21 protein-coding genes are annotated in these 23786 nt (G+C 71.9%); 4 read left to right on the top strand and 17 right to left on the bottom strand.

The genetic code is table 11. The annotated features are described in order from the left end of the window. Positions 1 to 155: 155 nt before the first annotated feature. The 7 genes from truB to rimP all read right to left on the bottom strand — a co-directional run bounded on the left by truB (position 156) and on the right by rimP (position 7117). The gene (gene truB, locus ACFVGW_RS30275; RefSeq protein WP_385854169.1) at positions 156 to 1052 is read right to left on the bottom strand and encodes a tRNA pseudouridine(55) synthase TruB; all 897 of its coding nucleotides are present in this window, start codon (positions 1050 to 1052) and stop codon (positions 156 to 158) included. Beyond that, on the bottom strand, positions 1052 to 1507 hold the full coding sequence (gene rbfA, locus ACFVGW_RS30270; protein WP_383228208.1) for a 30S ribosome-binding factor RbfA: 456 nt from the start codon (positions 1505 to 1507) through the stop codon (positions 1052 to 1054). Before rbfA ends, truB begins: the two co-directional genes overlap by 1 nt. Positions 1508 to 1536: 29 nt before the next feature. Continuing rightward, positions 1537 to 1830: a DUF503 domain-containing protein gene (locus ACFVGW_RS30265; RefSeq protein ID WP_019889861.1), complete on the bottom strand. Its 294-nt coding sequence runs from the start codon at positions 1828 to 1830 to the stop codon at positions 1537 to 1539. 141 nt (positions 1831 to 1971) lie between these two features. Beyond that, positions 1972 to 5064 carry a translation initiation factor IF-2 gene (gene infB, locus ACFVGW_RS30260; RefSeq protein ID WP_385854168.1) on the bottom strand — a complete coding sequence of 1031 codons (3093 nt, stop codon included), beginning with the start codon at positions 5062 to 5064 and terminating at the stop codon, positions 1972 to 1974. Between the two features lie 147 nt (positions 5065 to 5211). Next, the gene (locus ACFVGW_RS30255; RefSeq protein WP_352191528.1) at positions 5212 to 5490 is read right to left on the bottom strand and encodes a YlxR family protein; all 279 of its coding nucleotides are present in this window, start codon (positions 5488 to 5490) and stop codon (positions 5212 to 5214) included. Positions 5491 to 5609: 119 nt separating this feature from the next. After that, positions 5610 to 6617, bottom strand: a complete 1008-nt coding sequence (gene nusA / locus ACFVGW_RS30250; RefSeq protein ID WP_352191529.1) for a transcription termination factor NusA — start codon at positions 6615 to 6617, stop codon at positions 5610 to 5612. A gap of 2 nt (positions 6618 to 6619) precedes the next feature. Then, the gene (rimP, locus tag ACFVGW_RS30245) at positions 6620 to 7117 is read right to left on the bottom strand and encodes a ribosome maturation factor RimP (protein WP_352191530.1); all 498 of its coding nucleotides are present in this window, start codon (positions 7115 to 7117) and stop codon (positions 6620 to 6622) included. 152 nt (positions 7118 to 7269) lie between these two features. Here rimP and ACFVGW_RS30240 point away from each other — a divergent pair, with 152 nt between their 5' ends. The 4 genes from ACFVGW_RS30240 to ACFVGW_RS30225 all read left to right on the top strand — a co-directional run bounded on the left by ACFVGW_RS30240 (position 7270) and on the right by ACFVGW_RS30225 (position 10336). Beyond that, on the top strand, positions 7270 to 7878 hold the full coding sequence (locus ACFVGW_RS30240; protein WP_385854167.1) for a hypothetical protein: 609 nt from the start codon (positions 7270 to 7272) through the stop codon (positions 7876 to 7878). Beyond that, complete coding sequence (locus ACFVGW_RS30235; RefSeq protein ID WP_385854166.1) at positions 7875 to 8291, top strand: ferritin-like domain-containing protein; 417 nt, start codon at positions 7875 to 7877, stop codon at positions 8289 to 8291. Before ACFVGW_RS30240 ends, ACFVGW_RS30235 begins: the two co-directional genes overlap by 4 nt. Before the next feature lie 99 nt (positions 8292 to 8390). After that, positions 8391 to 9290 carry an aminoglycoside phosphotransferase family protein gene (locus ACFVGW_RS30230; protein ID WP_385854165.1) on the top strand — a complete coding sequence of 300 codons (900 nt, stop codon included), beginning with the start codon at positions 8391 to 8393 and terminating at the stop codon, positions 9288 to 9290. A gap of 47 nt (positions 9291 to 9337) precedes the next feature. Next, positions 9338 to 10336, top strand: a complete 999-nt coding sequence (locus ACFVGW_RS30225; protein WP_383228202.1) for a slipin family protein — start codon at positions 9338 to 9340, stop codon at positions 10334 to 10336. 58 nt (positions 10337 to 10394) lie between these two features. Here the strand turns inward: ACFVGW_RS30225 and ACFVGW_RS30220 are convergent, their stop codons facing one another. From ACFVGW_RS30220 to ACFVGW_RS30175, 10 genes are all read right to left on the bottom strand, one after another. Then, positions 10395 to 12095 carry a proline--tRNA ligase gene (locus ACFVGW_RS30220; RefSeq protein ID WP_385854164.1) on the bottom strand — a complete coding sequence of 567 codons (1701 nt, stop codon included), beginning with the start codon at positions 12093 to 12095 and terminating at the stop codon, positions 10395 to 10397. 242 nt (positions 12096 to 12337) lie between these two features. Then, positions 12338 to 12883 carry a GNAT family N-acetyltransferase gene (locus tag ACFVGW_RS30215; RefSeq protein WP_385854163.1) on the bottom strand — a complete coding sequence of 182 codons (546 nt, stop codon included), beginning with the start codon at positions 12881 to 12883 and terminating at the stop codon, positions 12338 to 12340. Positions 12884 to 12904: 21 nt separating this feature from the next. Next, positions 12905 to 13750 carry a GNAT family N-acetyltransferase gene (locus tag ACFVGW_RS30210; protein ID WP_352191537.1) on the bottom strand — a complete coding sequence of 282 codons (846 nt, stop codon included), beginning with the start codon at positions 13748 to 13750 and terminating at the stop codon, positions 12905 to 12907. Positions 13751 to 13925: 175 nt separating this feature from the next. Then, positions 13926 to 15083 carry a flavodoxin-dependent (E)-4-hydroxy-3-methylbut-2-enyl-diphosphate synthase gene (gene ispG, locus ACFVGW_RS30205; protein ID WP_352191538.1) on the bottom strand — a complete coding sequence of 386 codons (1158 nt, stop codon included), beginning with the start codon at positions 15081 to 15083 and terminating at the stop codon, positions 13926 to 13928. A gap of 102 nt (positions 15084 to 15185) precedes the next feature. After that, positions 15186 to 16490 carry a M50 family metallopeptidase gene (locus tag ACFVGW_RS30200; RefSeq protein ID WP_385854162.1) on the bottom strand — a complete coding sequence of 435 codons (1305 nt, stop codon included), beginning with the start codon at positions 16488 to 16490 and terminating at the stop codon, positions 15186 to 15188. Then, positions 16487 to 17749 carry a 1-deoxy-D-xylulose-5-phosphate reductoisomerase gene (dxr, locus tag ACFVGW_RS30195; RefSeq protein WP_385854161.1) on the bottom strand — a complete coding sequence of 421 codons (1263 nt, stop codon included), beginning with the start codon at positions 17747 to 17749 and terminating at the stop codon, positions 16487 to 16489. The genes ACFVGW_RS30200 and dxr overlap by 4 nt, the downstream gene beginning before the upstream one ends. A gap of 34 nt (positions 17750 to 17783) precedes the next feature. Further along, positions 17784 to 19019, bottom strand: a complete 1236-nt coding sequence (gene aroA, locus ACFVGW_RS30190) for a 3-phosphoshikimate 1-carboxyvinyltransferase (protein WP_385854160.1) — start codon at positions 19017 to 19019, stop codon at positions 17784 to 17786. Between the two features lie 100 nt (positions 19020 to 19119). Continuing rightward, entirely contained in the window at positions 19120 to 21045 is a 1926-nt protein-coding gene (locus tag ACFVGW_RS30185) for an acyl-CoA dehydrogenase family protein (protein ID WP_385854159.1), read from the bottom strand. A gap of 167 nt (positions 21046 to 21212) precedes the next feature. Further along, on the bottom strand, positions 21213 to 22658 hold the full coding sequence (locus ACFVGW_RS30180) for an aldehyde dehydrogenase family protein (protein WP_383294670.1): 1446 nt from the start codon (positions 22656 to 22658) through the stop codon (positions 21213 to 21215). A gap of 159 nt (positions 22659 to 22817) precedes the next feature. After that, the gene (locus ACFVGW_RS30175; RefSeq protein WP_385854158.1) at positions 22818 to 23777 is read right to left on the bottom strand and encodes an EamA family transporter; all 960 of its coding nucleotides are present in this window, start codon (positions 23775 to 23777) and stop codon (positions 22818 to 22820) included. Between the last annotated feature and the right edge of the window lie 9 nt (positions 23778 to 23786).

The following is a 23786-nucleotide window of genomic DNA, read 5'->3' as shown; positions in this document are numbered from 1 at the left end:
AACTGGTCTGTGGGGCTTTTTTTTTTTTTAATTATACTGGTTTAACCGGGGGCCGGGTTTTTTTTCAACCGCGCGGGGGGGTTGGGGGGTATCCCGGGGGGGGTGTGTGGCGGGGCCCCGGGGGGGGCCCCGCTCCACCATGATCGGTCCGCCGGTCAGCCGAAGACGGCGAGGCTCTTGGCCTTGCCCTTCTGCTCCTCCACCAGGGCGAGCAGCCGGTCCCCGGGGCCGAAGACCGCGACGGGCCCGGCCGGGTAGGACGGCATCTCCAGGCGGACGCCGTTCAGCAGCAGCCGGCCCCGCTTCTCGTCGACGTCCCAGCGGGGGAACGCCGCGGCCGCCGCCTCGGCGACCGGCATGACCGTCAGCTCGGCCTGGAGCTGGTCGAGCGTCCGCGCCGCGTCGATCTTGTACGGACCGACCCGGGTCCGCCGCAGCGCGGTCAGATGGCCGCCCACGCCGAGCCCGGCACCCAGGTCGCGGGCGAGCGCCCGGATGTACGTGCCGGAGGAGCAGACCACGGAGACGACGAGGTCCACGACGGGCGTGCCGTCCTCGGCCTCGGCCTCCCGGACGTCGTACACCCGGAAGGACGAGACGGTGACCGGCCGGGCCGGGATCTCGAACTCCTCGCCGCCGCGCACCCGCGCGTACGACCGCTTGCCGTCGATCTTGATGGCGGAGACCTTCGACGGCACCTGCATGATGGCGCCGGTCAGCTCGGCCACGCCCGCGTCGATCTGCTCGCGGGTGACCTTCGAAGCGTCCACGGACGCCGTGATCTCGCCCTCGGCGTCGTCGGTGATGGTCGTCTGGCCCAGGCGGATCGTGCCGAGGTACTCCTTCTCGGTCAGCGCGAGGTGACCGAGAAGCTTCGTCGCCCGCTCCACGCCGAGGACGAGGACGCCCGTCGCCATGGGGTCGAGCGTGCCCGCGTGGCCGACGCGACGGGTCTTGGCGATCCCGCGCATCTTGGCCACGACGTCGTGCGAAGTGAAGCCCGACGGCTTGTCGACGATGACAAGGCCGTCGGGCGTCTTTGCGGTGCTCATCAGGCGGTGGTGCCCTCTTCGTCCTCGTCCTCGTCCTCGGGCTTGCGGTACGGGTCGGCCTCGCCGGCGTACTTCGCTCCCGAGGACGCCTCCCGCACCTTGGCGTCGGAGGCCCGCGCCTTGTCGAGGAGGTCCTCGATCGTCTTCGCGGTCTCCGGGAGGGCGTCCGCGACGAAGGTCAGCGTCGGCGTGAACTTCGTCCCGGCGGCGGCACCGACGGCGGAGCGCAGGATGCCCTTGGCGCTCTCCAGTCCGGCGGCCGCGCTGGCCCGCTCCTCGTCGTCGCCGTAGACCGTGTAGAAGACCGTGGCCTCCCGCAGGTCACCGGTGACGCGGGTGTCCGTGATGGTCACGTGCGTACCCAGGCGCGGGTCCTTGATGCCGCGCTGCAGCTTCTCGGCGACCACCTCCCGGATGAGGTCCGCCAGCTTCTTCGCCCGCGCGTTGTCGGCCACTGGTCCTTCTCCTTCTTTGCCTTGCTCATTCAGTCTTCATCAGTGTGGAGCCTGCGTCGCACCGACAGCAGCTCCACCTCGGGCCGGGCCGCGACCAGCCGCTCACAGCGGTCGAGCACGTCCGATACGAACCCCGGGTCCCCGGACACCAGCGCGACGCCCAGCCGGGCCCTGCGATGGAGGTCCTGGTCGCCCACCTCGGCCGCGCTCACGGAGAACTTGCGCTGGAGCTCGGCGACGATGGGCCGGACGACGGAGCGTTTCTCCTTCAACGAATGAACGTCGCCGAGGAGCAGATCGAAGGACAGAGTCCCCACGTACATGCGGTGCCGGATGTCCCGCCGGTTCGGGTTCGGTGGCCTGCCACGCCGTCGCTTGGCAGGAACACCAGAACCGTACACGCAACGGCCGGGGCCGATCGACGGAATACTTTCCGCCGACCGGCCCCGAACCTACCGCCGCACTCAGGCGCGCGGCTTCTCGCGCATCTCGTACGTCGCGATGACGTCGTCGATCTTGATGTCGTTGAAGTTTCCGAGGTTGATACCGCCCTCGAAGCCTTCGCGGATCTCGGTGACGTCGTCCTTGAAGCGGCGCAGACCGTGGATCGTGAGGTCCTCGGCGATGACCTTGCCGTCGCGGACGAGGCGCGCCTTGGTGTTGCGCTTGACCTCGCCGGAGCGGATGAGGACACCGGCGATGTTGCCCAGCTTGGACGAGCGGAAGACCTCGCGGATCTCCGCCGTACCGAGCTCGACCTCTTCGTACTCCGGCTTGAGGAGACCCTTGAGGGCCGCCTCGATCTCCTCGATGGCCTGGTAGATCACCGAGTAGTACCGGACGTCGACGCCTTCGCGCTCCGCCATCTGCGCGGCACGGCCGGCAGCGCGGACGTTGTAGCCGATGACGATGGCGTCGGAGCCCATGGCCAGGTCGATGTCGGACTCGGTGACCGCACCCACACCGCGGTGCAGGACACGGATGTCGACCTCTTCGCCGACGTCGAGCTGGAGCAGCGAGGACTCGAGAGCCTCGACCGCACCGGACGCGTCGCCCTTGATGATGAGGTTGAGTTCCTGGACCAGACCGGCCTTGAGCACCTTGTCGAGGTCCTCGAGGGACACCCGGCGGACGCGCTTGGCGAAGGCGGCGTTGCGCTCACGCGCAGCACGCTTCTCGGCGATCTGACGGGCCGTACGGTCCTCGTCGACGACCAGGAGGTTGTCGCCGGCACCCGGCACGTTGGTGAGACCGAGCACCAGGACGGGAGTCGACGGAGCCGCCTCCTCGACGTTGTTGCCCTTGTCGTCGAGCATCGCCCGGACGCGGCCGTACGCGTCGCCGACCACCACGGTGTCGCCGATGCGCAGCGTTCCGCGCTGGACCAGGACGGTCGAGACGGCACCGCGACCGCGGTCGAGGTGGGACTCGATCGCAATACCCTGCGCGTCCTGCTCCGGGTTGGCCCGCAGGTCGAGCGAGGCGTCGGCGGTGAGGACCACGGCCTCCAGCAGCGAGTCGATGTTCAGACCCTGCTTGGCGGAGATGTCGACGAACATCGTGTCGCCGCCGTACTCCTCGGCCACCAGACCGAACTCGGTCAGCTGACCACGGACCTTGGTCGGGTCCGCGCCCTCGACGTCGATCTTGTTGACCGCGACCACGATCGGCACGTCGGCCGCCTTGGCGTGGTTCAGCGCCTCGATCGTCTGCGGCATCACACCGTCGTTGGCCGCCACCACGAGGATCGCGATGTCGGTCGACTTCGCACCACGGGCACGCATGGCGGTGAACGCCTCGTGACCCGGGGTGTCAATGAAGGTGATCTTGCGCTCTTCACCGTTGACCTCGGTGCCCACCTGGTAGGCACCGATGTGCTGGGTGATGCCGCCGGCCTCGCCCGCGACGACGTTCGTCTTGCGGATCGCGTCGAGAAGCCGGGTCTTACCGTGGTCGACGTGACCCATGACGGTGACGACCGGCGGACGGGAGACCAGAGCCTCTTCGCCGCCCTCGTCCTCGCCGAACTCGATGTCGAAGGACTCGAGGAGCTCGCGGTCCTCTTCCTCCGGCGAGACGATCTGAACGGTGTAGTTCATCTCCTCGCCGAGCATCGTCAGCGTGTCGTCGGAGACGGACTGCGTGGCCGTGACCATCTCACCGAGGTTCATCATCACCGCGACGAGCGACGCCGGGTTGGCGCCGATCTTCTCGGCGAAGTCGGTGAGGGACGCACCGCGCGACAGGCGAATGGTCTCGCCGCCGCCGCGGGGCAGCATCACGCCGCCGACCGACGGGGCCTGCATGGCCTCGTACTCCTGGCGCCTCTGACGCTTCGACTTGCGACCACGACGCGCGGGACCGCCGGGACGACCGAAGGCGCCCTGCGTGCCACCACGGCCACCGGGGCCACCGGGACGGCCACCGAAGCCGCCGGGACGACCGCCGAAGCCGCCGCCACCGCCACCGGGACCACCCGGACGACCGCCGCCGCCACCGGGACCACCGGGACGGCCGGCGAAGCCGCCGCCGCCACCGCCGGGACCGGCCGGACGGCCGGCGAAGCCGCCGCCGCCACCCGGACGACCGCCGCCGCCACCCGGACGACCGCCGGGGCCACCGGGGCCACGACCGCCGGGGCCACCACCGGGACGCGGGCCGGCAGCGGGACGCTGCGGCATCATGCCGGGGTTCGGACGGTTACCGCCGGGCGCGCCGCCCGGACGGGGAGCCTGCGGACGCGGCATACCACCGGGGGTGGGACGCGCGCCGCCCTGGCCCTGGGGACGCGGGGCGCCACCGGGGCCGCCCTGCGGACGCGGGGCACCCGGAACGGCACCGCCGCCGGGACGGGGGGCACCGCCACCCGGACGGGGCGCCTGCGGGCGCGCCATTCCGGTGGAGCCACCCGAGGTGAAGGGGTTGTTGCCCGGACGCGGACCGGCCGGACGGGCACCGCCCGGACGCGGAGCGCCCTGGCCCTGCGGACGCGGGGCACCCTGGCCCTGCGGACGCGGCGCGCCCTGACCCGGACGGGCGGGACGCTCGCCGGTGGGACGGGGTCCCGGGGTCGCGCCACCGGGACGCGGACCGGCGGCCGGAGCCGACGGAGGCGCGGTGAACTCGGGCGCGGCCGGAGCCGGCGTGACCGGCTTGGGCGCGGGCTTCGGGCCCGGGCGGGGGCCCGAGGCGGCCGGAGCCGTAGAGGGGGTGCTGCTCGCCGGGGCCGCCGGGGTGACCGGGGCCGCAGGCGCGGCGGGGGCCGGCTTGGGGGCCGGGGCGCCGGGCTTCGGGGCAGCGGGACGTGCCGCGGCGGCCGGAGACGGCGCCGCGGGCTTCGAGGGGGCGGCCTTGCGAGGCGCGCCAGGCTTCGCAGCGGTCTTGCCGGCGCCACCGCCGGGACCCTGCAACGCATCAGTCAACTTGCGCACGACCGGCGCCTCGATCGTCGAGGACGCCGAACGGACGAATTCACCGAGTTCTTGGAGCTTGGCCATGACGACCTTGCTCTCCACACCGAACTCCTTGGCGAGTTCGTATACCCGGACCTTAGCCACTTCGCTCCTTTTAGGTCCGGTTACCGCCGGACCGTCGCTACTTCATGGGCGTACTCATCGCGTACTCATCGAGTGCTCATCGCAATCTCGACCTACTTCCAACTCGCGAGGTACCTGACCGCACGGTGATCCGTGCCGTACTTCTTCTTACTGGGTGAGCTGCTCCAGCCGACACCTGATTTCCGCCAGTTCGAGCGGCCCCTGGACCTTGAAGGCCCTCGGGAACGCCCGGCGGCGGACCGCCAGGTCGAGACAGACCGAGGCGGGGTGCAGATACGCACCCCGGCCGGGCAGCGTACCGCGATGATCGGGGACGCATGCGCCCTCGACCGCCACGATGCGCAGCAGATCGCTCTTGGCCGCTCGCTCCCGGCATCCCACACAGGTTCGCTCAGGGCACGCGCGGGCATGCGTCCGGCCAGACACGTCTAAGTCTACCTCCCCGTACCGACCTCACCCGTTTGGGGCAAAAATCGAACGGTCGTTTGTCGTGATCTCGCCCTCACACCGGGTGACGAGGGCGGGATCTCTTCCTTGCGGCGCGTTCAGTCCCGATCGCGCTGCTCGTCGGACGCGTGCTCGGTGTCCGGACGGATGTCGATGCGCCAGCCGGTGAGACGGGCGGCCAGACGGGCGTTCTGCCCCTCCTTGCCGATCGCCAGCGACAGCTGGTAGTCCGGCACGGTCACCCGGGCGGAGCGGGCCGCCAGGTCGACGATCTCGACCTTGGAGACACGCGCCGGGGAGAGCGCGCTCGCCACCATCTCGGCCGGGTCGTCCGACCAGTCGACGATGTCGATCTTCTCACCGAGGAGCTCGGCCATGACGTTGCGCACCCGGCTGCCCATCGGGCCGATGCAGGCACCCTTGGCGTTCAGGCCCGAACGGGTGGACCGAACGGCGATCTTGGTGCGGTGACCGGCCTCGCGCGCGATCGCCGCGATCTCGACGGAGCCGTCGGCGATCTCGGGAACCTCGAGCGCGAAGAGCTTCTTCACCAGATTGGGGTGCGTGCGCGAAAGGGTGACGGACGGACCGCGGACGCCCTTGGCCACCCGGACCACGTACGTACGCAGCCGCAGACCGTGGGTGTACTCCTCGCCCGGCACCTGCTCCTGCACCGGAAGGATGGCTTCCAGCTTGTCGTCCAGCTTGACGAGGACGTTCTTCGGGTCCTTGCCCTGCTGCACCATGCCGGCCACGATGTCGCCCTCACGGCGGGCGTACTCGCCGAAGGTGACGTCGTTCTCGGCGTCGCGCAGCCGCTGCTGGATGACCTGGCGGGCGGTGCTCGCGGCGATCCGGCCGAAGTCCGACGGGGTGTCGTCGAAGTCCTTGGGCTCCTGGCCCTCCTCCAGCTCGGAGGGGTCTTCCTTCGCCCACACCGTCACGTGACCGGTCTGCCGGTTCAGCTCCACGCGCGCGTGGCGCCGGGCCGAGGGGGTGCGGTGGTACGCGATGAGGAGGGCCGACTCAATCGCCTCGACCAGCATCTCGAAGGAGATCTCCTTCTCTTGTGCCAAGCCCTTCAGGAGCTTCACGTCGATGTCCACGGCTACGCCTCCTCTTCCTTCTTGTCCTTGCGGTTGAACTCGATCTGGACACGCGCCTTGGCGACGTCCGCGAACTCCACCCGACGGGCGGTGGGCTTGCGCCCCTTCACGCCCGGCACTTCGAGGTCGAGGCCGTCGTCGTCCACGGTGAGAATCCGCGCGACGAGCTCGCCGCCGTCGTTGAGCTGCAGCTTGACCAGGCGGCCCGTGGCTCGCACGTAGTGGCGGTGCTCCTTGAGCGGGCGCTCCGCGCCCGGGGTACCGACCTCGAGGTCGTACTCCCCCTCGCCCATCACATCGGTCTCGTCCAGCTTCGCCGAGAGCGCGCGGCTCACATCGGCGACCTGGTCCAGGTCGGCGCCTTCGTCGGAGTCGACCACCACACGCAGCACCCGCTTGCGTCCCACGGAGGCCACCTCGAGCTCTTCGAGTTCGAGTCCCTGCGAGGCGATGAGCGGCTCAAGGAGTGCTCGCAGCCTGTCGCTCTGGGTGGTGCTCATCCGGGTGACTCCTCGGCCGCGTGTGCTGTTGTGGGTTCGTCGCGTGTCAGACCAAAGGGTATCCGGTCGCGGGGGGTGTTGCCGTCCACGGGGCCGGGGGGCGCGGGTACGCTCGCCTGCGGTGATCTTCGATCCGGGCCGAAGGAGTGAATGTGGGGCGCACGGGGACCGTAGGCAGGCGCGCGCTCCTGGCCGCCGGGGCGGTGACGCTGGCCGGCTGCACCTCCGAGAGCGGCGGCGGGCGGCCGAGGAAGCCCTCCGCGGCCGAGCGGGCGGCGATCGCCGAGGCGGCGCTCCGCCGCAGGTCGGCGTCGACGAGCCGGACCCTGCTGGAACGTTACGACGCGGTGCTCGCCGCCCATCCCCCGCTGGCGGCGCGCCTCGCCCCGCTGCGGGCGGCGGTGGCGGCGCACGTCGCGGCGCTGGGCGAGGGCGCGGCGAAGGACGCCCCTTCGGCTGACACCCGGCCGGCGGACACCCGGCCGGGGGGCGCCGGAGCCGGGCGGGCGACGAGCGGCACGGGCACGGGAAGCGGCACGGCGAGCCCGGCCCCCTCGGGCTCCGGGGCCCCGGTGCCGCCCACGGTGGCCACCGATCCGGCGGTCGCCCTCGAGGAGCTGGCGGCGGCCGCCCGGTCGACCGCCGACGTCCACACGGCGACGCTGCTCGACGCGCCGCCCGAGTACGCCCGGCTGCTCGCCTCCGTGGCGGCGGCCGGAGCGGTCCACGCCTACCTGCTGACCGAAGGAGGCCGGGGATGAGCGCCCTCGACGCGGCGCGCGCCGCGCTCGCCGCCGAGCACGCGGCGGTGTACGGGTACGGCGTCGTCGGCGGCCGGATCGGCGCCGAGCGGCGCGCGGAGGCCACGACGGCGTACGAGGCGCACCGCGCCCGGCGCGACACTCTGCGCAGGGCCGTGCGGGACCTGGGCGGCGAACCGGTCGCCGCCGCGGCCGGCTACGAGCTGCCGTTCCCGGTGCCGGACACGGCCGCGGCGGTACGTCTGGCCGCCGTCCTGGAGGAGCGGGTGGCCGGGGTGTACTCCGATCTCGTACGGGCGGCGGAGGGGCCGCTGCGGCGGGACGCGGCCGCCGCGCTGCGGGAGGCGGCGGTACGGGCCGTCCGCTGGCGCGGCACCGACGTAACCTTTCCTGGGCTCGCCGAGCGGGTGTGAGCCCCGCCCGGGTGTGATCCGGTGCGGGTGTGAGCCCGGCACCTCTACGGCCCCGACGGCCCCCGACCAGCTCCGTACTGCAGAAGGAACAACGCACGCATGGGTTTCGAACCGCCGCAGCGACTGGTGCGGACGCTCGGCGAGACGTACGGGGACGCGGTCGCGGCCGAGTGGCTCGGGAAGCTGCCCGAGCTCACGAGGAGCACCGTGGAGCAGGCCTCCCTTGACGTCGAGCGGGTGATGGCGCCCGGTGGCCGCAGCAGCCTGGTGGTGCTCGTACGGCGGGCCGACGGATCCCCCGCCGCGCTGAAGATCGCCCCGGAGGCGGCCCGGCCCGACCTGGAACGGGACGCGCTGGCGCACTGGAACGGCTGGGGCGCCGTGCGGCTGCTCGACGCGCCCGAGAACGGTTCGCTGGTCCTGGAGCGGCTGCACCCGGAGGTGTCGGTGCGCTCCCTGCCGGAGGCCAAGGCGCTGCTGGAGGCGGCGGGCACGGTACGGAAGCTCTGGGTGGATCCGCCGGCGGCGCACGGCTTCGAGTCGGTGGCCGAGCGCACCGACAGGCAGGCGACGGCGATGGAGTCCTACCGGGCGGACGCCGAGACCGGTGCGCTGACCGCCGCCGCCCTGGAGGCGCGCGCGGCGCTGGTCGCCGACTCCCCCGAGACGCTGCTGCTGCACGGCAACTTCCGCCAGGGCAAGGTGCTCGCCGGTGACCGCGCCCCGTGGCTGGCCGTCGGACCCGAGCCGCTGGTCGGCGAGCGCGCCTACGACCTGGCGCGGCTGGTACGGGACCGGGTCGAGGACCTGGTGGCGGCCTCGGCCGGGGCGTCGGCGGCCCGTCGGCGGGTCAACAAGCTGGCGGACTCCCTGGAGGTGGACCGGGAGCGGCTGCGCGGCTGGACCCTGTTCCGCGCGGTCGAGTCGGGCACGCGGGCGCTCACGGCGGGGCGGCGGCAGGATGCGGAGCTGTTGCTGGAGTTCGCGGGCTGGCTGTAGGGGAATACCCTTTCTGTAACGCTCGGCTCGGAGCTCAGGGGGCCGTCATGGTCGAGGAGCTGTTGGCAGCGGCGGCGGCGACCGGTGTCGCGGTCGTGGTGTACGTCGGCGCGGCCGCACGCGTGGTGAAGCAGTACGAACGTGGTGTCGTCTTCCGCTTCGGGCGGCTGGTGAGCCAGGTCCGGCAGCCGGGATTCACGATGATCGTGCCGGTGATCGACCGGCTGCACAAGGTGAACCTGCAGATCGTGACGCTGCCCGTGCCGGCCCAGGAGGGCATCACCCGGGACAACGTCACGGTGCGGGTGGACGCGGTCGTGTACTTCAAGGTGGTCGACGCGGCGGACGCGCTGGTGCGGGTGGAGGACTACCGGTTCGCGGTCTCGCAGATGGCGCAGACGTCGCTGCGGTCGATCATCGGCAAGAGCGATCTGGACGACCTGCTGTCGAACCGCGAGAAGCTCAACCAGGGTCTGGAGCTGATGCTCGACAGTCCCGCGATGGGCTGGGGTGTCGCGATCGACCGTGTCGAGATCAAGGACGTCTCGCTGCCGGAGACGATGAAGCGCTCGATGGCGCGCCAGGCGGAGGCGGACCGGGAGCGCCGCGCGCGGGTGATCAACGCGGACGCGGAGCTGCAGGCCTCGAAGAAGCTGTCGGAGGCGGCGGCGGTGATGTCGGAGCAGCCGGCGGCGCTGCAGCTGAGGCTGTTGCAGACGGTGATGGCGGTCTCGGCGGAGAAGAACTCGACGCTGGTGCTGCCGATCCCGGTGGAGCTGCTGCGGTTCCTGGAGCGGGCGGGGGCGCCGCAGGGCGGCGCGGCGCCGTCCGAGGCGGCCACGCCGCCGGTGCCGGTGGCTCCGCCGGAGACGTTCCAGGACCCGCTGCCGGTGCTCCCGGAGGAGGAGGCGGAGGCCCTGGAGGGGCCGCGGCCCGACCCCCGGGTCACGACGGACCTCCCGGACCTGGCGGATCTCCCTCCGCTGCCCGACGGCACGGTGGCGGGCCCGCCGGCGGACCCGGCCCCCCGGAACGAAGCGGCCTGACACGACGCGGCCCCGGTGCCCGCCGCACGGGGCGGGCACCGGGGCCGCGAGCGGCGTGCTACGCGCTCAGGCGGGCGATGGCCTCCGCCACCGGGAGTTCCTCGCGCTCGCCCGTGCGGCGGTCCTTCAGCTCCAGGACGCCCTCCGCCGAGCGACGGCCGGCGACCAGGATCTTCGGGACGCCGATCAGCTCCGCATCGGTGAACTTGACGCCCGGGGACACGCCCGCGCGGTCGTCGACCAGGACCCGCAGGCCCGCGGCCCTGAGCTGCTCGGAGACCTCGAGGGCCAGCTCGGTCTGGACGGCCTTGCCCGCCGCGACGACGTGGACGTCGGCCGGGGCGACCTCGGCCGGCCAGCACAGGCCCTTGTCGTCGGCGCTCTGCTCGGCCAGCGCCGCCACGGCGCGCGAGACGCCGATGCCGTAGGAGCCCATGGTGACGCGGACCGGCTTGCCGTTCTGGCCGAGGACGTCGAGCTTGAGGGCGTCGGCGTACTTGCGGCCGAGCTGGAAGATGTGGCCGATCTCGATGGCGCGGTCCAGCTTCAGGCCGGTGCCGCACTTGGGGCACGGGTCGCCCTCCTGGACGACGACCACGTCGACGTACCGGTCGACCTCGAAGTCACGGCCCGCGACGACGTTCTTCGCGTGCATGCCCTCCTTGTTGGCGCCCGTGATCCACGCCGTGCCGGGGGCCACGCGCGGGTCGGCGATGTACGTGACCTTCTCCAGGCCCTGCGGGCCGACGTAGCCGCGTACGAGGTCGGCGCGCTCGGCGAAGTCGGCCTCGGTGACCATCTCGACGGAGGCGGGGGCGAAGTGCTCCTCGACCTTGCCCAGGTCGACCTCGCGGTCGCCGGGCACGCCCACGGCGATGATCTCGCCGTCGACCTTCACCAGGAGGTTCTTGAGGGTGGCGGAGGCCGGGACGCCGAGGGAGGCGGCGAGGGTCTCGATGGTCGGGGTGTCGGGGGTGGGGATCTCCTCGGCGGCGGGGACGGCGGAGCCGTCGACCGGCTGGAGCTCGTAGTTGATCGCCTCGGTGTTGGCGGCGAAGTCGCAGTTCGGGCAGTCGGCGAAGGTGTCCTCGCCGGCCTCGGCCGGGGCGAGGAACTCCTCGGACTTCGAGCCGCCCATGGCGCCGGCGGTGGCGGCGACGATGCGGTAGTCGAGGCCGAGGCGCTCGAAGACGCGCTTGTAGGCCTCGCGGTGCAGGGCGTAGGACCGGGCGAGGCCCTCGTCCTCCGTGTCGAAGGAGTACGAGTCCTTCATCTGGAACTCGCGGCCGCGCAGGATGCCGGCGCGCGGGCGGGCCTCGTCGCGGAACTTCGTCTGGATCTGGTACAGGATGACCGGCAGGTCCTTGTAGGACGAGCACTGGTCCTTGACCAGGAGGGTGAAGATCTCCTCGTGGGTCGGGCCGAGGAGGTAGTCGCCACCCTTGCGGTCGTTGAGGCGGAAGAGCTCGGCTCCGTACTCGTCCCAGCGGCCGGTCGCCTCGTAGGGCTCACGCGGCAGCAGGGCGGGGAGCAGCACCTCCTGGGCGCCGATGGCGTCCATCTCCTCGCGCACGATGCGCTCGACGTTGGAGAAGACCTTCTTGCCCAGGGGCAGCCAGCTCCAGATGCCGGCGGCGGTGCGGCGCACGTAGCCGGCCCGGACGAGGAGCTTGTGGCTGAGGACCTCGGCGTCCGCCGGGTCGTCGCGCAGCGTCTTCGCCATCAACTGGGACATGCGCTGGACCGGTGCGTTGGCCATGGTTCTCGTACTCCTGCCGGGTAAGGGTGGTGGCTAGGGGGTGTCCGGCGGACCAGGGCCGGACAGGACGCGGCGTCCGGTGCGGTACATCGCAAGGCGCCGGAGCGCCTCAATAGCGGAGCTATTCAGGCGTTTCGGCAACGCGGCGAGGTGCCGTGCCAGACGTCGTGGCCCCGGCCATGGTCCGCCGGACACCCCCTAGGAGGTTAGCCGGGCGGGCGTCGCGGGCGGAAATCAGTAAGTCACCGCGTGCGCGGGAGCGGGAGCGGGGCGCCCATCACGGCGTACGGGCGGGGGGCGCTGGGGAAGTGGACCATGCGGGCCAGGTCGACGTAGCCGAGGGAGCGGTACAGGCCGCGGGCCGGGCTCTCGGTGTCGATCGCGGAGAGGATCGAGCGGGTCAGCTTCGACTGGTCGGTGATGGTCGTGATCAGCTCCCGGCCCACGCCCCGGCCCTGATGGGCGGGGTGGACGTGGAGTTCGGTGATCACGAAGGAGTCGTCGAGCCAGTCGACGGTGCCGTTGGCGCGCAGGTACGGCTCCACGACCCCGGACCACCAGTGGGTCCGGTCATTGGGCATGCCGTACACGAAACCGACCAGCCGCCCCGACGCGGTGGTCGCTCCGTACGCGCGGGCGCCCGGGTTGAGCAGATGGCGCAGCACGATGTGGCGGCGTACGACGATCTCGTCCTCGCTCAGTCCGAAGGCCACGGCCTGTACGGCGAGGGCGTCGTCGACGCGTGCGGCGAGGTCGACAGGTCCGATCGTGACGTCAGCGTCATCCATGCGCCGCACCTTACAAGTGCCTCAGAAGAGCACGCTCATGAAGGCGCCGACCTCGCGGAATCCGACACGGCGGTACGCGGCCCTGGCGGGGGTGTTGTAGTCGTTGACGTAGAGGCTGACGACGGGGGCGACATCGGCGAGGGCGAAGCGCAGCACGGCGGCCATGCCGGTCTCGGAGAGTCCTCGGCCGCGGTACTCGGGGGCGACCCAGACGCCCTGGATCTGGCAGGCCTGGCGGGTCGCGGCGCCGATCTCCGCCTTGAAGACGACCTTGCCGTCCTCGATCCGGGCGAAGGAGCGGCCGGTGCCGACGAGTTCGGCGACGCGGGCCTGGTAGAGCAGTCCGCCGTCGCCGGCCATCGGCGAGATGCCGACCTCCTCGGTGAACATGGCCACGCACGCGGGCATGATCAGTTCCATCTCGTCCTTGCGGATGCGGCGGACGTGCGGGTCGGGCTCGACGGTGGCGGAGGGCCCTTCGGTGACCATCAGCGGCTGGTGGCCCCGGACGTCCCTGGCGGGGCCCCAGCTGGGCTCCAGGAGGCTCCAGAGCTGGGTGGTGGGCTCGGCCGGGCCGACGATCGAGGAGCAGCGGCGGCCGGTCCTGCGGGCGCGGTCGGCGAAGGCCCGGACGGCCTCGGGGGTGGCGCAGATGGGGACGAGGTTGGCGCCGGAGTAGCACAGGGAGCGCAGCCGCCCGTCGGCGTACCAGCCCCACATCTCGCCGCCGAGGCGCCAGGGGTCGAGCCCGGCGGCCTGGACGCGGGCGGTCACGAAGGCGTTCTCCACGGGGGCGCTCTCGAGGACGGCGAGCGCGGCTCCGAGGTCGGCGGGTTCGAGGACCCGGGTGGTGGTCTGCGTCAACACGAGGGGGCCTCACCATGCGGTCTGCTGATTCTCCGCACTGTACCTGGCGCGTCGGGGAGGCGGCGGACGAGTGCGCGAGGCACCCCGTGCGGCCGGGTGGGGCGGGCCCCGGTCGCGCAACGCGGCGAGGCCCCGGGCGGGAGCCCGGGGCCTCGTCGTACGCGTGCGGGTGGGGTCAGACGCCGATGGCGACCGTCGGCTCGCCCGACATGACGCCGTCCTTCTCCATCTGCTCGGCGATCTTCAGCGCCTCCTCGATGAGGGTCTCGACGATCTTCGACTCGGGGACGGTCTTGATGACCTCGCCCTTGACGAAGATCTGGCCCTTGCCGTTGCCGGAGGCGACGCCCAGGTCGGCCTCGCGGGCCTCGCCGGGGCCGTTGACGACGCAGCCCATGACGGCGACGCGCAGCGGGACCTCCATGCCCTCCAGGCCCGCCGTGACCTCCTCGGCCAGCTTGTACACGTCCACCTGGGCGCGGCCGCAGGACGGGCAGGAGACGATCTCCAGGCGGCGCGGCTTGAGGTTCAGCGACTCGAGGATCTGGTTGCCGACCTTGACCTCCTCGACCGGCGGGGCCGAGAGGGAGACGCGGATGGTGTCGCCGATGCCCTCGGACAGCAGCGCGCCGAAGGCGACGGCGGACTTGATCGTGCCCTGGAAGGCGGGGCCGGCCTCGGTGACGCCGAGGTGCAGCGGGTAGTCGCACTGGGCGGCCAGCTGGCGGTAGGCGTTGACCATGACGACCGGGTCGTTGTGCTTGACCGAGATCTTGATGTCGCCGAAGCCGTGCTCCTCGAAGAGGGAGGCCTCCCACAGCGCGGACTCGACGAGCGCCTCGGGGGTGGCCTTGCCGTACTTCTTCAGCAGCCGGGCGTCGAGGGAGCCGGCGTTGACGCCGATCCGGATCGGGGTGCCCGCGTCCTTGGCGGCGTGGGCGATCTCCTTGACCTTGTCGTCGAACTGCTTGATGTTGCCCGGGTTGACGCGGACGGCCGCGCAGCCGGCCTCGATGGCGGCGAAGACGTACTTCGGCTGGAAGTGGATGTCGGCGATCACGGGGATCTGCGACTTCTTCGCGATCGTGGCGAGCGCGTCGGCGTCGTCCTGCGTGGGGCAGGCGACCCGGACGATCTGACAGCCGGAGGCGGTCAGCTCGGCGATCTGCTGGAGCGTGGCGCCGATGTCGGACGTACGGGTCGTCGTCATCGACTGCACCGAGACGGGCGCGTCCCCGCCCACCGCGACCGACCCGACCTGGATCTGGCGGCTCTTGCGCCGCTCGGCGAGCCGGGTCGGAACGGACGGGATACCGAGAGAAATCGCGGTCATCAGCTGTACAACCCCAAGGTGTGGTTCATCGGGCTCAGGTCTTCGAGATTACCGCCCCGTGCGCGGGTGGCCGGACACCCAGGGGGCCCGGCCACCGATCGGTCACGTCAGCTTCACCGGGTTGACGATGTCCGCGGCGAGGACGAGCAGCGTGAAGCAGACGAACACGCCCGCCACCACGTAGGCGGCCGGCATCAGCTTGGCCACGTCGAACGGGCCCGGGTCGGGGCGCCGGAAGATCCGCGCGGTGTGACGGCGTACGGACTCCCACAGGGCGCCCGCGATGTGGCCGCCGTCGAGCGGAAGCAGCGGCAGCATGTTGAAGAGGAACAGCGACACGTTGAACATGACGAGCAGCTGGAGGAAGAAGACCAGCCGGGTCTCGGCCGGTGCCTCGATGCTCATCAGCTCGCCGCTGATCCGGGCCGCGCCGACGACGCCCACGGGCGAGTCCTGCTTGCGCTCGCCGTCGCCGAAGGTGGCGTCCCAGAGGTCCGGGATCTTGCCGGGCAGGGCGAGGACGGACTCGAAGCCGGCCTGGAGCTGGTCGCTCATCCGGGAGGCGGACTCGCCGAAGGTGAGCGGGACGACCTCGCGGCCGGACTCGAAGCCCAGGTAGCCGGCGGAGACGTACTGCAGGGGCTGGACGACGTTTCCGTCCGCGTCCTTCTTGAGGACCTTGTTCTCCAGCAGCGTCGCCCGGAGCTCGAGCTCCTTGCCGTCGCGCTGGACCGTGACGGTGGCGGGGCCGGTGGTGGCGCGGATGCGGTCGGAGAGGGTGTTCCAGTCGGTGACGCGTTCGCCGTTGAAGGCGACGATCCGGTCGCCCTTGAGGAGTCCGGCGGCCTTGGCGGGCGACGGGCGGTCGCCGGCCTGGCAGGTGTCGCGCTTCTCGCTCTGGTCGATGACGCAGTTGGTGACGCCGGCGACCTTGGTGGTCTGGGCCTCGAAGCCGACGGCCATGGCGCTGCCGAAGAAGAGCACGACGGCGAGGATCAGGTTCATGAACGGGCCGGCGAACATCACGATGACGCGCTTCCACGGCTTGCGCGTGTAGAAGAGCCGCTTCTCGTCTCCGGGCTGGAGCTCCTCGAAGGAGGCCTCCCGGGCGTCCTCGATCATGGCGCGCCAGGGCGAGGTGGAGCGGGACTCGATCCGTCCGTCCTTGCCGGGCGGGAACATGCCGATCATCCGGATGTAGCCGCCGGCCGGGACGGCCTTGATGCCGTACTCGGTCTCGCCCTTCTTCCTCGACCAGATGGTCGGGCCGAAGCCGACCATGTACTGCGGCACGCGGATGCCGAAGAGCTTGGCCGTGGAGAGGTGGCCGAGCTCGTGCCAGGCGATGGAGACGAGCAGCCCGAACGCGAACAGCGCGATGCCGAGGAGCGTCAGAAGAACGGTCATGCGCGCGCCTCCGCGGTTGCCTTCGCAGCGAGTGCTGCCAGTTCCCGGGCCCGGGCCCGGGCCCAGGTCTCCGCTTCCAGGACGTCCGACACCGTCAGTGAGGTTCCCCGTGCGGGGGTGCCGTGTTCGGTGACGACTGCCGTGACGGTATTCATGATTCCGTTGAACGGCAGCTTTCCGGCGAGAAACGCCTCGACGCACTCCTCGTTCGCCGCGTTGAAGACGGCGGGCGCGGTGCCGCCCAGTTCGCCGACGTGGCGGGCGAGGCCGACGGAGGGGAAGGCCTCGGTGTCGAGCGGGAAGAACTCCCAGCTGGAGGCCTTGGTCCAGTCGAAGGCGGGGGCCGCGTCCGGGACGCGCTGGGGCCAGCCGATGCCGAGGGCGATCGGGCCGCGCATGTCCGGCGGGGTGGCCTGGGCGAGCGTGGAGCCGTCCGTGAACTCGACCATCGAGTGCACGTACGACTGGGGGTGGACGACGACCTCGATGCGGTCGAAGGGGATGTCGTAGAGGAGGTGCGCCTCGATGACCTCCAGGCCCTTGTTGACCAGGGTGGCGCTGTTCACGGTGATGACCGGTCCCATGGCCCAGGTCGGGTGGGCGAGCGCCTCCTCGCGGGTGACGTGGGCCAGCTCCTCCCTCGTACGGCCGCGGAAGGGGCCGCCCGAGGCGGTGACGACCAGCTTGCGCACGTCGGCGCGGGTGCCGGCGGCCAGGGCCTGGAAGAGGGCGGCGTGCTCGGAGTCGACGGGGATGATCTGGCCGGGCTTGGCCAGGGCCTTGACCAGCGGGCCGCCGACGATCAGCGACTCCTTGTTGGCGAGGGCGAGGGTGCGGCCGGCTTCGAGGGCGGCGAGCGTGGGCGCCAGACCGATGGAGCCGGTGATGCCGTTGAGGACCGTGTGGCAGGGCGAGGCGGCCAGCGCGGTGGCGGCGTCGGGCCCGGCGAGGATCTCGGGGAGGGTGGCACCGGGGCCGTACAGCCCGGTCAGCGCCTCCCGCAGCGCGGGGGCCTTGTCCTCGCGGGCGACGGCGACCGCGTCGACCCCGAGCCGGTGGGCCTGCTCGGCGAGCAGTTCCACCCGGCCGCCGGACGCGGCGAGGGCGGTGACCCGGAAGCGGTCGGGGTTGCGCAGGACCAGGTCGATGGCCTGGGTGCCGATGGACCCGGTGGAGCCGAGGACGACGATGTCCCGGCGGCCTTCGCTCGGATCGAAGACGAGATGCGGGTCGGCGAGAGGAGAGGGGCGGTCGCTCATGCCCCCCATTCTTGCCGCAAAGACCGCGCGCCCTTCACTGGGTGCGGGTGAACGCTCCGAACACGTGGTGGAAGTCGGGGAACGTCTTCCGTACGCAGCCGGGGTCGTCGAAGGTGATGCCGGGGGTGCGCAGGGCGGTGACGGCGAAGGACATGACGATCCGGTGGTCGCCGTGGGTGGCGATCTCGACGGGTCCGGCGGGCGTGCCGGGCAGGATCTCGATCCAGTCGTGGCCGGTGGTGACGGTGATGCCGAGGCGGCGGAGGTTCTCGGCGCAGGCGTCGAGGCGGTCGCACTCCTTGACGCGGGTGTTGGCGACGTCCTCGATGCGGACCGGTCCGTCGGCGAAGGGCGCGAGGGCGGCGAGGGTCGGCATGGTATCGGAGATGTCACGCATGTTGACGGTGAGGCCGCGGAGGGTTCCGGTGCCGCGGACGGTGGTCTGCGTGCCGGTGATCTCGACGTCCGCGCCCATCCGGCGCAGCACGTCGACGAAGCCGAGATCGCCCTGGAGGGCGCCGGTGCCGAGGCCGGGGACGGTGACGGTGCGGCCCGCTTCGAGCGCGGCGGCGGCGAAGAAGTACGAGGACGTGGAGGCGTCGGGCTCGACGGGGTAGTGCGCGGCCGTGTAGCCGGTCGGGGCGACGGTGTACGTACGGCCCTCCCGGGTGACCTCCGCCCCGAAGGCCCGCATCATCGCGAGGGTGATCTCGACGTACGGCTCCGAGACCAGGTCGGTGACGGTGACGGCGAGGCCCTCGGCGGTGAGCGGGCCGAGCATGAGGAGCGCGGTCAGGTACTGGGATGACTGGCCGGCGTCGAGGGTGAGCGCGCCGCCCTTGATGCCGGCGGCGTGGACGGTCAGGGGGTGGTGGCCCTCGTTCTCCTCGTGGCGGAGGTCGGCGCCGAGGCTGCGCAGGGCGGTGGTGAGGGGGCCGAGGGGGCGGCGGCGCATCTGGGGGGAGGCGTCGAAGCGGAAGGTGCCGTGGCCCGCGGCGGCGAGGGTGGGGAGGAAGCGGGCGGTGGTGGCGCCGTCGCGGCAGTAGACATCGGCGGCGTCGACGGCGGGCCCGGCCGGCCGGCCCTCGATGTGCCAGGCGTCCGGCTCCCGTACGACCTCGTGACCGAGGGCCTCGAGCCCTTCGGCGAAGCCCTCGGTGTCGTCGGAGAGGAGGGGGCGCAGGAGGGTGGTGGTCCCCCGGGCGGCGGCGGCGAGGAAGAGCGCGCGGGCGGTGACGGACTTGGAGCCGGGGATGTCGATGACGGTCACGGGGCCATGGTGCCGTGGGCTCGCGCGCCCGGCGCCCGCCGTCCGCCCACTGGACGCGGGGGTGGGCGGGGGCACGCCCCCGCCCACCCCCGGGCAGGGGTCAGGGGATCTTGCGGTGGGCGTTCGGGTGCTGGGACGGGCCCGGGGTGGCGTCGGCGATCCACGGACCGTCGTCGCTCGGGTCCACGACCCCCTCCTCCAGCCACTCGAAGCGACCCGCCAGCACGCCGTCCACCACCCGGCGGTCCAGGTCGTCCGTGTTGGCCCAGAGGCGGCCGAACAGCTCCTCCACCCGCAGCCGTGCCTGCCGGCAGAACGCGTCCGCCAGGGCGTGCGCCTCGCGGCCGTGGTCGCCCGCGGCCCGCATCTGTTCCGCCCGTACGCACGCCGCGCTCATCGCGAACAGCTCGGCGCCGATGTCCACGATCCGCCCGAGGAACGCCTGCTTGAGCTCCATCCGGCCCTGCCACCGCGACATCGCGTAGAACGTCGACCGGGCGAGCTTCCTCGACGTCCGCTCCACGTACCGCAGATGCGTCGCGAGGGCGTCGAACTCCGCGTACGAGCCGGGCAGCTGGCCGGGGCCGGTGACGAGTTTCGGCAGCCAGCGGGCGTAGAAGCCGCCCGCCCGCGCGCCCGCCCGCGCCTTGTCGCCCAGCGACTTGTCGGGGTCGATGATGTCGCCCGCGACCGCGAGGTGCGCGTCGACCGCCTCGCGCGCGATGAGCAGGTGCATGATCTCGGTCGAGCCCTCGAAGATCCGGTTGATCCGCAGGTCGCGCAGGAGCTGTTCCGCCGGGACCGCCCGCTCGCCGCGCGCCGCGAGCGAGTCCGCCGTCTCGTAGCCGCGCCCGCCCCGGATCTGGACCAGTTCGTCGGCGATGAGGCAGCCCATCTCGGAGCCGTAGAGCTTGGCGAGGGCCGCCTCGATACGGATGTCGTTGCGGTCCTCGTCGGCCATCTGGGAGGAGAGGTCGACGACCGCCTCCAGGGCGAACGTGGTCGCCGCGATGAAGGAGATCTTCGTGCCCACGGCCTCGTGCTTGGCGACCGGCTTGCCCCACTGTTCCCGTACGGCCGCCCACTCGCGGGCGATCTTCAGCGCCCACTTGCCCGCGCCGACGCACATCGCGGGGAGCGAGAGGCGTCCGGTGTTCAGGGTGGTGAGGGCGATCTTGAGACCGGCGCCCTCGGGGCCGATGCGGTTGGCGGCCGGGACCCGGACACCGTGGAAGCGGGTGAGGCCGTTCTCCAGGCCGCGCAGGCCCATGAAGGCGTTGCGGTGCTCGACGGTGATGCCGGGCGAGTCCGCCTCGACCACGAACGCGGTGATGCCGCCGCGGTGGCCCTCGGACTTCGGCACGCGCGCCATGACGACGAGCAGGTCGGCGACGACCCCGTTGGTCGTCCAGAGCTTCACCCCGTCGATGACGTAGGTGTCGTCGCCGTCCGGTACGGCGGTGGTGGCGAGCCGCGCCGGGTCGGAGCCGACGTCCGGCTCGGTGAGGAGGAAGGCGGAGATGTCGGTGCGGGCGAGGCGCGGGAGGTAGGCGTCGCGCTGTTCCTGCGTACCGAAGATCTTCAGGGGCTGCGGTACGCCGATCGACTGGTGCGCCGAGAGCAGCGCGCCGATCGCGGGGCTCGCGGAGCCGACGAGGGCGAGCGCACGGTTGTAGTACACCTGGGTGAGGCCGAGCCCGCCGTACTTCGGGTCGATCTTCATCCCGAACGCGCCGATCTCCTTGAGGCCGGTGACGACCTCGTCGGGGATGCGCGCCTCGCGTTCGATCAGCCGGCCGTCGATCCGCGTCTCGCAGAAGACGCGCAGCTTGGCGAGGAAGGCCTCACCGCGCCGCACGTCCTCCTCGGAGGGCATCGGGTGGGGGTGGATGAGGTCCAGCCGGAAGCGGCCGAGGAACAGTTCCTTGGCGAAGCTGGGTTTGCGCCAGTCCTGCTCGCGCGCTGCCTCGGCGACCTGCCGGGCCTCGCGTTCCGTGACCTTGGGCCGCTGGGTGGGTGCGGACATGAGGAGCTCACCTCGCCGCTCGTCGGGTGCCTTGTGGCTACTCGTCCGTAGTACCCGATTTCACGGCACCCCGAAAGACGGCGGGAGCGCACGAGGACGGCCGGAGCCCCCGCACAGTGGGCTCCGGCCGTCGGTCTCGTGAATTCGTACGCGTACGTACGTACGGGTTACAGGGCGAGGCCCGTGAGGACGAGGACGCGCTCGTAGGTGTAGTCGTCCATGGCGTACTTGACGCCCTCGCGGCCGACGCCGGACTTCTTGGCGCCGCCGTACGGCATCTGGTCGGCGCGGTAGGACGGGACGTCACCGATGATCACGCCGCCGACCTCCAGCGCGCGGTGGGCGCGGAAGGCGGTCTGCAGGTCGTGGGTGAAGACGCCGGCCTGGAGGCCGAAGTCCGAGTCGTTGACCGCGGCGAAGGCCTCGGCCTCGCCGTCGGCCCTGGCGATCGTCAGGACCGGGCCGAAGACCTCGGCGCGCGCCAGGGTGACGTCGGCCGGGAGGTCGGTCAGAACGGTCGGGGCGTAGGTCGCGCCCTCGCGCTTGCCGCCCGCGAGCAGCTTCGCACCGGCCGCGACGGCCTCGTCGACCCAGGCCTCGACACGCTTGGCGGCGTTCTCGTCGACGAGCGGGCCGACGTCGGTGGCGTCGTCCGCCGGGTCACCGGTGACCTGGGCCTCGACGGCGGCGACGATCTTCGGCACCAGGCGGTCGTAGACCGAGGCGTCGGCGATGACGCGCTGCACGGAGATGCAGGACTGGCCGCCCTGGTAGTTGGAGAAGGTGGCGATACGGGTCGCCGCCCAGTCCAGGTCCTGCTCGGACGCCCAGTCGCCGAGGACGACGGCGGCGGCGTTGCCGCCGAGCTCCAGGGTGCAGTGCTTGTGCGGCACGGACTCCTGGATGGCGAAGCCGACCTTGTCGGAGCCGGTGAAGGAGATGACCGGGAGGCGCTCGTCCTGGACGAGGGCCGGCATGCGGTCGTTCGGCACGGTCAGGACGGACCAGGAGCCGGCCGGCAGGTCGGTCTCGGCCAGCAGCTCGCCCAGGATCAGGGACGAGATGGGGGTGGACGGGGCCGGCTTGAGGATGATCGGGGCACCGACGGCGATGGCCGGGGCGACCTTGTGGGCGCTGAGGTTCAGCGGGAAGTTGAACGGCGCGATGCCGAGGACGACGCCCTTGGGGATGCGGCGGGTGATCGCCAGGCGGCCGACACCGCCGGCCTCGGTGTCCAGGCGCTGGGCCTCTCCACCGTTGAAGCGGCGGGCTTCCTCGGCGGCGAAACGGAAGACGGAGACGGCACGGCCGACCTCGCCGCGGGCCCACTTGATCGGCTTGCCGTTCTCGGCGGAGATCACCTGGGCGATCTCCTCGGTGCGCTCGGCGAGACGCTTCGATACGTGGTCGAGGGCGGCGGCGCGGACGTGCGCCGGGGTCGCGGCGAACTCGTCGACGACGGCGTGCGCGGCGGCGACCGCCTCCTCGACCTGGGCCTCGGTGGGAACGCTCACCTTGCCGACGAGACGTCCGTCGAAGGAGTTCGTGACGTCGAAGGTGGCCTCGCCGGTGGCCTCGCGGCCAGCGAGCCAGAAGGCGTGGGTGGTCGTCATTGCGTCCCGGCCCTTTCCGTATCGGGGGTGCGAGCGATCGCTCTCGTGCCACGGTAGGGCGAAGCGGGCGGCGTGAGGCTTGTCCGCGATGGAGTGGTGGCCGAGACCACCTGTCCGCTTTGGAAGAAGGAGCCCCCGTCCGTCGGCGGCGCGGGGCCGTCAGCCTCGGCGTTCCGTCGAGACGATGAGGCAGACCCCGCCGACGACGATCGCGCCGCCGAGCGCGATGGGCCAGGTCAGGGCCTCGCCGAGGACCAGCGCGCCGAGCAGCACCGCGACGACCGGGTTGACGTACGCGTACGTGGCGACGAGCGAGAGCGGGGCGGTCTGGAGGAGCCAGGCGTACGCCGTGAAGGCGATCAGCGAGCCGAAGACGATCAGATAGGCCAGGGCGGTCCAGGAGCGAACGGACACGTCGGCGAGGTCGAAGCCCCGGTGCTCGCCGCGGATCAGGGCGACGGCCAGGCCGCCGAGGCCGCCGGCGAGCATCTCGTACGCGCTGGCGGTGAAGGGGTTGGCGGGCATCGGGAGCCGGCCCGAGGAGAACGAGCCGACGGACCACAGCAGCGCGGCGAGCACGACGAGGACGACGCCGCCGATCCGGACCTCGCCGTTGAGGCCGGGGAGGGTGAGGACGCCCAGGCCGACGAGGCCGAGGGCCACGCCGGCGAAGGCGCCGCGGCCGGGGCGCTCACCGGAGGCGGCGCGCAGGACGACGACCCAGGCGGGGACGCTCGCCACGAGCAGCGCGGCGAGGCCGGAGGGGATGGAGGTCTCGGCCAGGACGACGAGCGCGTTCCCGCCGACGAGGAGCAGGATGCCGACCAGGGCGGCCGAGCCGAGTCGACGCGGGCCGATCTTCAGCGCGGCGGGCCCCTGCCGTACGGCGATGAGCACGGCGAGGAGCACGCCGGCGATGACGTACCGGATCCCCGCGGAGAGGAACGGCGGCATCGTCTCGACGACGATCCGGATGCCGAGGTAGGTGGAGCCCCAGACGACGTACACGATCCCGAGCGCCAGCCAGACGGCGCCGGGGATGCGGCGGCCGGGGCGGAGTCCGGGGGCGGCGGCGGAGGTGCGTTCCTCGGAGGCGGGATCGGCCGCAGGGGTTGTCATGCTCAGGAG

This window comes from Streptomyces sp. NPDC127129, from assembly GCF_042671585.1.
GTDB lineage: Bacteria > Actinomycetota > Actinomycetes > Streptomycetales > Streptomycetaceae > Streptomyces.
The sequence above is the reverse complement of the archived record's forward strand: the minus strand, read 5'-3'. Positions and strand labels throughout refer to the sequence as shown.